Here is a 12,191-nt window from a genome sequence, read left to right on the forward strand (position 1 = left end):
GCATGCCGCAGGATTTTGAGCGCTGGGAAGTGCTGGTGCGCGATGAGGCGCGCGTCGGGGTGCTCTACCGGTTGCTGGAATCCAATGTCTTGCTCACCCGCGTCCTGGTCGAGGACGACGGCGAGCCCTACCGTGCCGAATCGCGCCTCCGCCTGGAGCCCGGGAACGGAAGCTGGGAACTGAGTTGGTACCGGGACCGGAACCTGGGCGCGGCCAAGCTGATGCGCCGGGAACCGCAGGGCCTGCCCAGTATTTCCATGCCGAGCTACGGAGATATCCTGATGCTATTCAAGGCCATCGAGGATCCGGGGAACCGGTTGCGCTACTGGCGGCTGAACGAGGCCGCCTGGGACGCGCAGGATGCCAACGGACACCTGGGTGCCGAGCCCAATGCGCGCATCCTGCGGGTCGGTGCGCTCGAGCAGCTGCCCATCCCGTTGGGTGCCACGGTGTCGACCCACCGCTACGAGGCATGGGCCGACGGCGTCCTGGTCGCCACCCACTGGGTCGATGAAGGCAACGAGCTCCTCTGCACCCGGTGGGGCGCGGACCTGCACAGCTACCGGGTGCCGGGGACGGCCAGCGAGGCCGGATGGATGTCACTGTCCGGGCTCGACGACGGAACCGTCGAGTTCATGACCAGGGGCTTTGACGCAGGTGGCTGACGGATCCTAGTAGCCGCGCGAGGTGTCGGCCAGGTCCCGGGAGGATTCCAACGTGGAAATGAATTCGTCGGTGGTCGCCGGGGTAGAGAACATCGGGTAGTTGAACCGCACCGCGGACTCGCCTTCCTCCACGGAGGTTGCCGCGACGGCATCGGTCAGCGTCACGACCTCGAAGCCGCGCTCGTAGGCGGTGCGCATGGTCGATTCCACGCAGCAATTGGTCAGGAATCCGGCCAGCACCACCTTGGTGATTCCCTTGGAACGCAGGATGAAATCCAGGTTCGTGCTGCCGAAGGCATCCAGTCCGCGCTTGCCCTCGATCACGATGTCGGCCGGCTGTGGGGTGAAACGCGCATCGATTTCCGCGCCCCACTGCCCCTTGACGAAGGCGGTGGCATCCACTACGCCCTTGAGGATCCCGTAGGGGTGGGCTGAGATCTCGTTGTAGCCCGGCGCGAAGCCGATGGGCGAGTGGATGACCGTGGCACCGTGCTCGCGCGCCGCGGCCAGCGCCTTGGCGGCATTCTCGAGGGTCGAGTTGGCCTCCATGGAATCCTTGACCGCGTCGTGCAGGACGCCGCCGGGGGAAGTGAAGTCGTTTTGGAATTCGATGAACACCACTGCGGTGGACTCATTGGACATGGCTGGTCGGCTCCTTCGGGACAAGAAAACGGGTAGGCGCCCACAGGGCACCCACCCACCAACCTATGACGCCTTGCCCTCCAAGGGAAGGGAGGCTGCCACCAGCGGGCTTAGACGTAGATGAGGACCTCGTCGCCCTTGATCCCGGCGGCGAAGCGTTCCAGCGCGGCACGGGCCGGTCCGGCAACGGCCTTGCCGTCCTCGGGCTGGAAGTAGGAGCCGTGGCAGGGGCAGTAGAAGGCCTCGCCGTTGGGGTCCTTGGTGGTCACCGCGCAGCCCTGGTGGGTGCAGATCGCGGTGTAGGCCAGCACCGTCTTCTCGTTTGGACGGAAGAGCAGGAACCCTGCCTGCTTGCCCGCTTCCTCGCCCCGGGTGCGCACCGCGGCGACCGACAGCCGCGTTCCCACGGGCAGCTCGGCCACGGTGGCCACGACGGTTCCCTCGCCTTCGGCTGCCGGGGGAGCGGAGGGCTCGTTGTTCGGTGCGGCCGAGGAACCGTCGCCGCAGGCGGCCAGTGCCAGGGTGGCGCCGGCGGCCACGGTGGTGCCGACAAAGGCGCGGCGTGTGCAATCAGGGATGGGCAAACTCATGGGACCCATCATTCCATGCGGGCGCACCACCCAGGCGCAGCCAGGGCTGCGATGTCACTTACAACCGTGCCGGGATGCCGCCCGCTAGAGGAGGATCTTGACCTCGGGTCCATCGACCTCGGTGGCAAAGCGGGCCAGGGACTTCGGGGCCGGACCCTGGATGACCGAACCGTCCAGCTTCGAGTACTCCGAGCCGTGGCAGGGGCACTTGAAGGCCTCGCCGCTGCCGGTGCCGACCTTGCACCCCTGGTGGGTGCACACCGAGGTGTAGGCCAGGACCGTGGCCTCGTCCGGGCGGTAGAGCAGGTAGCCGGCACCGTTGACGGTGACCGAGGCGGTGCCCTTGACCGGAAGCTTCGCCAGCGCGATCGCGTCGACGGGCTTGCCGGTGGCTTGCGGGAGGTCCTGGGCCTTCCCGCCGGACCCGCACGAAACCAATGTCACCGCGGCGCCGGCAACCAGGGAAGCCTCGATGACGCTTCTGCGGGTGGGCATGAGAGTGATGTGCTGTTTCATAACCAAAGTGTCGCGCACAATCGGGCCAAGGTCGATGGATGGGAGCCGGGATTATTTTTTTGGCCCGGACCATCGGGAAACGGTGAAGGCGGGACGCCGGCCGTTGCCGGCATCCCGCCTTCACCCGCCCCGGTGCGCGGGGACCCGGCTAGTGCTGGTGGAACTTCTTGCCGTTGACCCGCTCGGAGGCGCCGACCTGGTCAAGGTACGGGGTGATGCCGCCCAGGTGCATGGGCCAGCCGGCACCCAGGATCATGCACAGGTCGATGTCCTCGGGACCCGCCACGACGCCCGCCGCGAGCATCAACCCGATCTCCTCGGCCAGCGCGTCCTGGGTGCGCAGCAGCAGTTCCCCGGAAGTGCTCGGGGTGTTCCCGAACTCCAACAGCCCCAGCGTGGAGGCCGGGATCTCCATCCCGCCGTCGCCGGTGGGCGCCCACAGGGACTTGATGCCGTTGGAGATGAGCACCTGCTGGTTGCCCGAGACGTGGAAGCGCTCGCCGAAGGCGGCGTGCAGCGACTCCGAGACGTGGTGCGCCACCGGGATCCCGACCATGGCCAGCAGCGTGAACGGGCTCATGGGCAGGCCCATGGGGCGCAGCGCGCCGTCGGCCACCGAGGCCTCGGTGCCGTCGTCGAAGGCATTGGCGATCTCGCCCATCAACCGCAGCAGGATCCGGTTCACCACGAAGGCCGCCTCGTCCGCCACCAGCACGCTGGTCTTGCGCAATGCCTTGCCCAGGGCGAAGGCGGTGGCCAGAGCGGTGTCGCCGGTCTTTTCGGTCCGCGCGATCTCCAGCAGCGGCATCTGGGCGACCGGGTTGAAGAAGTGGAAGCCAACCAGCCGTTCGGGGTTTTTCAGGTCCCTGCCCATCTCGGTCACCGACAGCGAGGAGGTGTTGGTGGCCAGGATGCACTCGGGGGACACCACGGCCTCGACCTCGGCAAATACCTGTTTCTTGACGGCAAGTTCCTCGAAGACCGCCTCGATCACGAAGTCGGCATCCGCGAAGGCCTCCTTGGACACCGAACCGGTGACCAGGGCCTTGGTGCGGTTTGCCGCGTCGGGGGAGATGCGGCCCTTGGCCAGCTGCTTGTCGACCTCGGAATGGATGTGGGCCAGGCCCTTGTCCACGCGTGCCTGGTCGATGTCGGTGATGACCACCGGCACCTTGAGGTTCCTGGCGAAGAGCAGCGCGAGCTGTCCGGCCATGAGCCCGGCCCCGACCACGCCGACCTTGGTGACGGGGCGGGCGAGCTTCGGATCCGGGGCGCCGGCGGGTCGCTTGGAGCGCTTCTGCACCAGGTCCAGGAATGCGTACACGGTGTTGTGGAAGGCGTTGGTCTGCATCATGTCGGTCAGCGCCGCGATTTCCAGGGCCGCCGATTCCTTCTGGGTGATCGACGCTCCGGCCTCGAAGACCTCCAGCACCTTGGCCGGGGCCGGGGCGGCGTTGGAGGTCTTGGCCTCCACGAAGGCCCGGGCCTTGGCCGCGGCGGCCGCCCAGCGGGCCGCCACCTCGGGGCTGGAGTTCGGCTCCACGGCGTTCGGGCGGGCCACCTCGGCGCCGCCGATCACGTTCCCGGCCCAGAGCAGGGATTGCTCCAGGAAGTCCGCGGGCTCGAACAACGCGTCGGCGATGCCGAGCTTGAAGGCCGCGGCCCCGTTCAGCGAGCGGTTGTTGTTCAGCGGGTTTTCGATCATCACCGTCATGGCCGCCTCCGGGCCGGTCAGCCGCGGGAGCCGGTAGACCCCGCCCCAGCCGGGGATCAGGCCGATGAAGGCCTCTGGAAGCCCGATGCCGTTGGCCCCGGTGGAGACGGTGCGGTAGGAGCAGGCCAGGGCGATCTCCAGCCCGCCGCCCAGGGCGACGCCGTTGATGAATGCGAAGGTCGGCACCCCGAGGTCCGCCAGCAGGTCGTAGCAGGCATGGCCCAAGGTGGCCATGGCCGCCCCGTGCTCGGGGGAGGCGAGGTTCTTCACGCCGTTGAGGTCCGCACCGGCGACCAGGAAGTAGGGCTTCCCGGTCACCGCCAGCGCGGCGATCTCCCCGGCGGCGGCCCGTTCCTTCTGCGCGGTGAGCGCCGCGTGCAGTTCCAGCAGGGTGTTGGGGCCCAGCGTGGTGGGCTTGCTGTGGTCGAACCCGTTGTCCAGGGTCAGCAGCGCAAGCGTGGCGCCGCCGGGCAGCACCACGTCCTCAAGAAGGGAGTGGGTGATGATCTCGTCGGGGACCAGGGAGGCGAGGGAAGCGAAGTTTTCAATGGTGCTCGAGCTCATGGCCTAGGCATCCTTTCCGAAGTCTGCGTGGTGCGGGTTTTCCCAGATGACGGTGCCGCCCATGCCCAGCCCGATGCACATGGTGGTCAACCCGTAGCGGACCGAGGGGTCCTGTTCGAACTGTCGGGCCAGCTGGTTCATCAGGCGCACGCCCGAGGAAGCCAGCGGGTGGCCCACGGCGATGGCGCCGCCATAGCGGTTCACCCGCGGGTCGGTGTCCTCGATCCCGTAGTGGTCAAGGAAGGAGAGCACCTGCACGGCGAAGGCCTCGTTGATCTCGAACAAGCCGATGTCCTCGATGCCCAGCCCGGCCTGGGCCAGCGCCTTTTCGGTGGCCGGGACCGGGCCGATGCCCATCACCGAGGGGTCGACCCCGGCGAAGGCGTAGGAGACCAGGCGCATCTTCACGCCGAGCCCCAGTTCCTCGGCGGCCTGCGCGCTGGCCAGCACCGCGGCGGTGGCCCCGTCGTTCAGGCCCGCGGCGTTGCCGGCGGTCACCCGGCCGTGGGCGCGGAAGGGGGTGCGCAGCCCGGCCAGGGACTCGAGGGTCGTGCCCGGGCGCGGTGGTTCGTCGGTGGTGCGCAGCGTGAAGCCCTCGGACGGGCGGCGCGCGGCGACCGGGACCAGGTCCGGCTGGATGTCCCCGGCCGCATAGGCCGCCGCCAGCTTGGCCTGGGATTCCACGGCGTAGGCGTCGGCGCGTTCCTTGGTGATGGCCGGGAACCTGTCGTGCAGGTTCTCGGCGGTGTTGCCCATGTTCAGGGCCGCCGGGTCCACCAGGCGTTCTGCGGCGAAGCGCGGGTTCGGGTCGGCCCCGGCGCCCATGGGGTGGTTGCCCATGTGCTCGACGCCGCCGGCGATGACCACGTCGTAGGCGCCGAAGGCGATGGAGCCGGCGGTGCTGGTCACCGCGGTCATGGCCCCGGCGCACATGCGATCGATGGCAAATCCCGGGACCGATTGCGGCAGGCCGGCCAGCAGCGCTGCGGTGCGCCCGATGGTCAGCCCCTGGTCGCCGGTCTGCGTGGTGGCCGCGATGGCGACCTCGTCGATGCGTTCGGGCGGCAGCGAGGGATTGCGGCGGATGAGCTCGCGGATGCACTTGACCACGAGGTCGTCGGCGCGGGTGCCGTGGTACATGCCCTTTTCACCTGCCTTGCCGAAGGGGGTGCGGACGCCGTCGACGAAGACGACGTCGCGGACGCTGCGCGCATGGCGCGTGTTCACTGGCTGGGGGCTCACCGGTACTCCTTGTGATCGGGATGTGGATGTGATCCACCCCATACGCTACTGGTGAGTAACTTAGAGTGCAAGCCGGGCGCTCCCGGGCAAGAAAAAGCCGGGCAGGTGCTTCCCGGTATTTCGGAAAAACCTGCCCGGCAATTCATCAGCGCTTGGCCAACTCGTCCGGGTCCAGCAGCGCCACGGTCAGCACCGGGCCGACCAGGTCGATCTGCCAGGCCCGGGCACCCAGGGCCCGCAGGGCATCGGCCACGGTGTCCGGGTCGATTGCCGCCGGCGGGTTCCAGCACAACCGGCGCAGCGTGTCCGGGGTCAGCAGGTTCTCCATGGGGATGTTCAGCGACTCGGCCGTGCGCGCCACCCGGGCCCGGGCGGTCTGCAGCCGCGCGGCGGCCACCGGATCCTTGTCGGCCCAGACCTTGGGCGGGGGCGGGGAGTTCGAGGGTACCTGGTTCGGCGGCAGCTCGGAGGTGGTGGAGGCATCCTGCAGGGCGCGCAGCCACTTCGGGGCGTCCTTGGAGGCCGAACGGCCGTGGAAGCCGGGGGTCTTCAGCAGCGCGGGGACGCTCTTGGGCATGGCCTTGGCCGCGGCGACCAGCGCCGAGTCCGGGATCAGCCGGCCCGGGGCGGTGTCGCGGGTGCGGGCCAGGGACTCGCGGGTTTCCCACAGGGCGCGGACCGCGGCCAGGGTCCGGCGGTCGCGGATCTGGTGCAGGCCCGAGGTGCGGCGCCACGGGTCCACGCGCGGCGGGGCAGGCGGTGCGGTGCGCACGGCCTCGAATTCCTGTTCCGCGTACTCGAGCTTGCCGTCGGCCTGAAGGATCTTGATCAGTTCGATGCGCAGCTGGTCGAGCACCTCGACGTCCAGCGCGGCGTAGCGCAGCCACGGCTCGGGCAACGGGCGGGTGGACCAGTCTGCGGCCGAGTGTTCCTTGGCCAGGCGCAGCCCCAGCAGGGATTCGACGGCGGGGCCCAGTCCCACGCGCGGCAGCCCCGCGATGCGGGCGGCCAGCTCGGTGTCGAAGAGGCGGGCCGGTTCCAGGCCCAGTTCGCGCAGGCAGGGCAGGTCCTGGGAGGCGGCATGCAGGATCCAGGTCTCGTCCCCGATGGCTTCCTGGATGGGATCGAGGTTCTCGAAGGGAACCGGGTCGATCAGCCAGCTGCCCGATCCCTCGCGGCGCAGCTGGACCAGGAAAGCGCGCTGTCCGTAGCGGAAGCCCGAGGCCCGCTCGGCATCCACGGACACCGGGCCGGTGCCCGCGGCGATGGCGCGCGCGGCGCGCGCCAGTCCCGGTGCGGTGGTGACCACCTCGGGAACCCCGTCGCGCGGCATGTCCAGCAGGACCGGTTCCCGGGGTTCGGCCTGCGGTGCTTCTTCGATTCCCTCGGGCTGCGGCGGAGCGGTTGATGCGTCGGCTGCGGTGCCCGGGGCTGGTTTGGTGGCGTGGTGGGTACGGGTCATGATGTAACCGATTCTAGTACCGATTGCCCGGCACCCGGATTCCGGCGGTCCGGAATGGCCCGGTTCTAGGAGAGCCGGCGGTGCGGCAGCGCGGTGACCCCGCTGGGCAGCGGCGGCAATCCGGCGAAGGTGCAGACCATGTCGGCCCAGGCCTCCAGGTGGGTGGAGATGTCGTGGTCGCCGGGGGTCCAGGAGGCGCGCAGCTCGATGTCGATGGTCTCGGGCCGGTCAGCCAGGGTCCCGTAGCTCTCGGAGAGCACGCGGGTGGTGGTGCCGCCGGCCTGGCGGTAGTCGGCGCCGGACTCGTTCAGCGAGTCCAGCAGCCAGGTCCAGGCCACGGAGCCGAGCATGGTGTCGTTGCCCATCTCCGATTCCATGCGGGCCCGGATGTAGGTCACGATGCGGAAGGTGCCGTCCCAGAGGGCGGAGCCCGCCGGGTCGTGGAGCAGCACGAAGCGTCCGGTGGCCAGTTCCTCGGCGTGCACCGGGGCCGCGGTTTCCGTCTTGGATCGCGCCACTCGTTCGTGGACGTCCGCGGACAGCGCCAGGGCGTAGGGTGCCAGGCGGGCCGGGGCCGGGATCTCCTGAAGGCGGATTTCGCGCCGGCAGCTGGCGCGGCGAACGGCGGCCAGGGCTTCGAGGAAGGCCGGCGGCACTGCTTGGACTGGTCCGGTTGATGTCACATGGCGAGTCTAAAGTGTGGCCGTGGCTTGGATGCTTGCGGCACGCCGGGGAGCGGGTGCAGGTTGCGCGCCCGCCCCGGCGGCCCGCGGTGGAACCTACCGCGCGGCAAGTTCCTCGCCAAGTGCGGCCACGAAGGAATCCACGTCCGCCTCGGTGGTGTCGAAGGAGCACATCCAGCGCACCTGGCCCGCGGCCCGGTCCCAGTCGTAGAAGCGGAAGCGCTCGCGCAAGCGGTCCGCCACGGCGTTGGGCAGGGCGGCGAACACGCCGTTGGATTCGGTGGGGTAGACCAATTCCACGCCGTCGGTCGCCTGGACCGCGGCCGAGAGCCTGGCCGCCATGGCGTTGGCGTGCGCGGCCGAGGTCCGCCACAAGTCGGTGCCGTAGAGGGCCAGCAACTGTGCGGAGATGAAGCGCATCTTGGAGGCCAGCTGCATGTTCATCTTGCGCAGGTACTTCATCGACTCGGCCGGGCCCTCGGTCAGGGCCACGATGCCCTCGCCGAACATGATGCCGTTCTTGGTGCCGCCCAGGGAAAGGATGTCGATCCCGGTCCCCGTGGTCATCTCGCCCAGCCCCACCCCGAGCGCGGCGGCGGCGTTCGACAGCCGGGCCCCGTCCATGTGCACGCGCATGCCTTTGCCGTGGGCGTGCGCGGTGATGGCGCGCAGTTCCTCGAGCGTGTACAGGGTGCCGAGCTCGGTGGACTGGGTCAGCGACACGGCCAGCGGCTGGGCACGGTGCTCGTCTCCCCAGCCCCAGGCCTCCAAATCGATCAGCTCGGGGGTGAGCTTGCCGTCGGGGGTGGGCACCGAGAGCAGTTTCATGGACCCCACGCGTTCCGGGGCGCCGTTCTCGTCCACGTTGATGTGGGCGCTGTTGGCGCAGATGACCGCACCCCAGCGCGGCAGCAGCGACTGCAGCGCGGTGACGTTGGCGCCGGTGCCGTTGAACACCGGGAAGATCGTGGCGATGTCACCGAAGTGCGAGGCGATGACGCGTCCGAGTTCCTCGGTGTATTGGTCCTCTCCGTAGGAGACCTGGTGCCCGCCGTTGGCCGCGGCCAGTGCCGCAAGGACCTCGGGGTGGACGCCGGAGTAGTTGTCCGAGGCGAAGCCGCGTATCGAGGAATCATGGATCGAGGAAGTCACGGGAGAAGAGTCCTATCGAGGGGAAGGCAGGGGAAAAATTCAGCGGTGCGCGGCGGCTGCCGCGCACCGGTTGTTCAGAGGCTTGGCAGGTTGATCCGCGCGCCGTTGATCGCGGAGGCATCCGCCGTGAACAGTTCCACGGCGGCTTGCCCCAAGGCGGTGACGTCGGTGAAGCCGGCGGTATTGCGCTCGGGGTGCGCCTCGCGGCCGGCGGCGTCGGTGAACGCCTTGATGACCCAGGTGAGGGCCGCGGCCCGCTGCGGGACCGGTGCGGTCTTGCTGCCGGACTGGGCGGTGCGCAGCTCCGCTGCCACCGAGCGCATCCAGGCCTCCGCCCCGGCCTTGGCGGTGGTGTAGTTGGCGTTGGAGCCGGATGGGGAATCCACGGCGGCGGCCGAGACGATGGCAACGCGTCCGCACCGCGAGGCCACCAGGTCGTCGCGGAACACCCGGGTGGTGTTGCGCAGCGTGGTGACGACCTGGGTGTGCAGGAACTCGGCGTCGTCGTCGGACTGCCCGGCCAGGCCCTTGCCGCCGCGCCAGCCGCCGACCAGGTGCAGCAGCCCGTCGATGGGCCCGCGCTCGGTGTCGATCAGCGCGTGCAGCTCGGTCACCGCGGCGTGGTTGGCCAAATCGACCTCGTAGCGCCCGTGCACGAAGGGCAGCCTTTGTGCCAGCCGCTCCGCATTGGATCCGGCGGCCAGCACCGTGGCGCCGGCCTCGCACAGGGCGTGTGCCGCCGCGACGCCGGAGGCGGAGCTCGCCCCGGCAATCAGTATTGTCAGATCCTTGAGGTCAGCCATGGAAAAGATTCTAGCCTCCGTTGGGTGTGCGGTCGGTGCGTTAGATGTCCGAGGTGCCGGTGATGCCCACGGTCGATTCGATGACCGGGCGCAGTTTCTTGGCCAGGGCCTCGTAGAACATCGACAGCGGGAACTCGTCGTCCATGACCTGGTCGGTCATCTCGCGCAGCGGAGCGGTCAGCGGCAGCGCGTCGGGGCCCTTGGCCCAGACCGAGGCCGGGTGCGGGGTCAGCGTGGCGGAGACCAGCTCGTAGGCCGCAAGCCAGTGGGCGATCTTCGGGCGGTCGATCGAGCGCCAGTACAGCTCGTCGATGGCATGGCCCAGGTTCGAGACGACCTCGGGGACCTGGTCCCAGTCGATCGACAGCTTGGTGTCGGTCCAGTGCAGCACGTGGTGCTGGTGCATCCAGGCGAAGAGCAGCTGCCCGCCGAGCCCGTCGTAGTTGCGGGTGCGGGACCCGGTGATGGCGAAGCGGAAGATCCGATCGAAGATCACCGCGTACTGCACCAGCTTGGCGTGGTGCCGGGTGGCCGTGTCGGCGGTCGCGTCCTGGGCGATCTTGACGCATTCGCGGAAGGCCGTCAGGTCGCAGCGCAGCTCCTCGAGCGAGTAGAGGAAGAACGGCATGCGCTGCTTGATCATGAACGGGTCGAAGGGCAAATCCCCGCGCATGTGGGTGCGGTCGTGGATCAGGTCCCACATCACGAAGGTTTCTTCGGTCAGTGCCTGGTCCCCGAGCATGGCAGCGGCGTCGGCGGGCAGTTCGAGGTTGGTGATCTGGGCGGCGGACTTCAGCACCCGGCGGAAGCGCGCGGCCTCGCGGTCCTGGAAGATGGCACCCCAGGTGAAGGACGGGGTTTCGCGGATGGCCACGGACTCGGGGAAGAGCACCGCGGAGTTGGTGTCGTAGCCCGGGGTGAAGTCCAGGAAGCGCAGCGGGACGAAGAGCTTGTTGGAGTAGTCCCCGGCCTCCAGGGCGGAAATGAACTCGGGCCAGATGACCTCCACCAGCACGGCCTCGAGCAACCGGTCGGTGGAGCCGTTCTGCGTGTACATCGGGAAGAGCACCAGATGGCGCAACCCGTCCTGGCGGGCCAGCTGCGGCTGGAACGCCAGCAGCGCATCAAGGAAGTCGGGAATGCCGAACCCGGCTTGTTCCCAGGCGGCCAGGTCGTGGTGCAGCGCCCGGAAGTAGTCTGCGTCGTGCGGGAACTGCGGGGCCAGCACCTGAAGGGAGTCGGTGATGGTTCCCAGCAGCGCGGCGGCGCGGGGCTTGTCGGAGTCCTCGGGCACCGAGCCGTCGTGGACCTGGAGCCCCTGGAATTCGGTGGCTGCCGTCTTCAGTGCCAGCCATGCGGGCGAGGAGACGAGCTCGTGGTTGGACAATGGCTTGGGAAGAGTTGCCTGTGACATATTGGATACCCCTTTCGGTACGGCCGAACGTGCCGCGGATGCTGTTGTTGTTTCCTGGTTCCAGCGTACCGAGAGGTCATTATTGCTGATTGAAAATTGGTCTGAGCGTAAGCAGTGCTGTGGCATGAGGCGCCACTGCAGGCACCAAGGCATGCGTGCGGGGAATGCTCGGGTTCGGCACCTCCCGAATCCACCCCCGGCGCCGGGGTGCAGGGCCCGCTGCGGCTAGCTCGTCTTCAAGCGCAGCGAGACCGAGTTCATGCAGTAGCGCTGGTCGGTGGGGGTGTTGAAGCCCTCGCCCTCGAACACGTGGCCCAGGTGCGAATCGCAGGCCGCGCAACGCACCTCGACCCGGACCATGCCCAGGGTGGAATCGCGGATGTAGCGGACGCGGTCCTCGGCCAGCGGCGCGAAGAACGAGGGCCACCCGCAGCCGGCATCGAACTTGGCATTGGAGGTAAAGAGTTCCTGGCCGCAGGCCCGGCATTCATAGACGCCCTCGGTGGTGGTGTCCCAGTATTCACCGGTGAAGGGACGTTCGGTGCCGGCCTTGCGCAGGACCTGGAACTCGTCCGGGGTCAACTCCGTGCGCCATTGCTCATCGGTCTTGGCGACGCTGGGCGAGACGGGGGTGCTGGATTCTTTGGGGCTCTGGATATCACTCACATCACACACAACACCGGGGGCGGCGCGCTCATTCCCGCGCCTGCCCGGCGACATGGATCGGCTGCGGAAATTCATCGG

12 protein-coding genes are annotated in these 12,191 nt (G+C 68.6%); 1 reads left to right on the plus strand and 11 read right to left on the minus strand.

All coding sequences use genetic code 11. The features are described 5' to 3' along the window. Positions 1-2 precede the first annotated feature (2 nt). A complete protein-coding gene (locus J2T21_RS11600) occupies positions 3-665 on the plus strand; it encodes a hypothetical protein (protein ID WP_307581526.1) in 663 nt (220 codons plus the stop codon). A 6-nt stretch (positions 666-671) separates the two neighbouring features. On the opposite strand, the gene J2T21_RS11605 is transcribed toward J2T21_RS11600, so the two are convergent. The 11 genes from J2T21_RS11605 to msrB form a co-directional block, all read right to left on the minus strand. After that, positions 672-1,307: a cysteine hydrolase family protein gene (locus J2T21_RS11605; RefSeq protein WP_307581527.1), complete on the minus strand. Its 636-nt coding sequence runs from the start codon at positions 1,305-1,307 to the stop codon at positions 672-674. A gap of 110 nt (positions 1,308-1,417) precedes the next feature. Further along, positions 1,418-1,897, minus strand: coding sequence for a Rieske (2Fe-2S) protein (locus J2T21_RS11610; protein WP_307581528.1), 480 nt, complete (start codon positions 1,895-1,897; stop codon positions 1,418-1,420). Between the two features lie 84 nt (positions 1,898-1,981). Further along, positions 1,982-2,413 (minus strand): QcrA and Rieske domain-containing protein, encoded by a 432-nt coding sequence (locus J2T21_RS11615; protein WP_307581529.1) that lies wholly within the window; start codon positions 2,411-2,413, stop codon positions 1,982-1,984. 148 nt (positions 2,414-2,561) lie between these two features. Next, complete coding sequence (locus tag J2T21_RS11620) at positions 2,562-4,691, minus strand: 3-hydroxyacyl-CoA dehydrogenase NAD-binding domain-containing protein (RefSeq protein ID WP_307581530.1); 2,130 nt, start codon at positions 4,689-4,691, stop codon at positions 2,562-2,564. A 3-nt stretch (positions 4,692-4,694) separates the two neighbouring features. Next, positions 4,695-5,933, minus strand: a complete 1,239-nt coding sequence (locus J2T21_RS11625) for a thiolase family protein (RefSeq protein ID WP_307581531.1) — start codon at positions 5,931-5,933, stop codon at positions 4,695-4,697. Positions 5,934-6,078: 145 nt separating this feature from the next. Then, on the minus strand, positions 6,079-7,395 hold the full coding sequence (locus tag J2T21_RS11630) for a ribonuclease D (protein WP_307581532.1): 1,317 nt from the start codon (positions 7,393-7,395) through the stop codon (positions 6,079-6,081). Between the two features lie 65 nt (positions 7,396-7,460). Next, positions 7,461-8,078, minus strand: coding sequence for a DUF3000 domain-containing protein (locus J2T21_RS11635; protein WP_307581533.1), 618 nt, complete (start codon positions 8,076-8,078; stop codon positions 7,461-7,463). A gap of 96 nt (positions 8,079-8,174) precedes the next feature. Then, complete coding sequence (locus tag J2T21_RS11640; protein ID WP_307581534.1) at positions 8,175-9,230, minus strand: threonine aldolase family protein; 1,056 nt, start codon at positions 9,228-9,230, stop codon at positions 8,175-8,177. 74 nt (positions 9,231-9,304) lie between these two features. Beyond that, positions 9,305-10,033 (minus strand): SDR family NAD(P)-dependent oxidoreductase, encoded by a 729-nt coding sequence (locus tag J2T21_RS11645; RefSeq protein ID WP_307581535.1) that lies wholly within the window; start codon positions 10,031-10,033, stop codon positions 9,305-9,307. A gap of 40 nt (positions 10,034-10,073) precedes the next feature. Further along, positions 10,074-11,447 carry a DUF6421 family protein gene (locus J2T21_RS11650; protein WP_307581536.1) on the minus strand — a complete coding sequence of 458 codons (1,374 nt, stop codon included), beginning with the start codon at positions 11,445-11,447 and terminating at the stop codon, positions 10,074-10,076. A gap of 225 nt (positions 11,448-11,672) precedes the next feature. Continuing rightward, a complete protein-coding gene (gene msrB / locus J2T21_RS11655) occupies positions 11,673-12,104 on the minus strand; it encodes a peptide-methionine (R)-S-oxide reductase MsrB (protein WP_307581610.1) in 432 nt (143 codons plus the stop codon). Positions 12,105-12,191 lie beyond the last annotated feature (87 nt).

The organism is Paeniglutamicibacter psychrophenolicus (genome assembly GCF_030812255.1).
GTDB classification, from domain to species: domain Bacteria; phylum Actinomycetota; class Actinomycetes; order Actinomycetales; family Micrococcaceae; genus Paeniglutamicibacter; species Paeniglutamicibacter psychrophenolicus_A.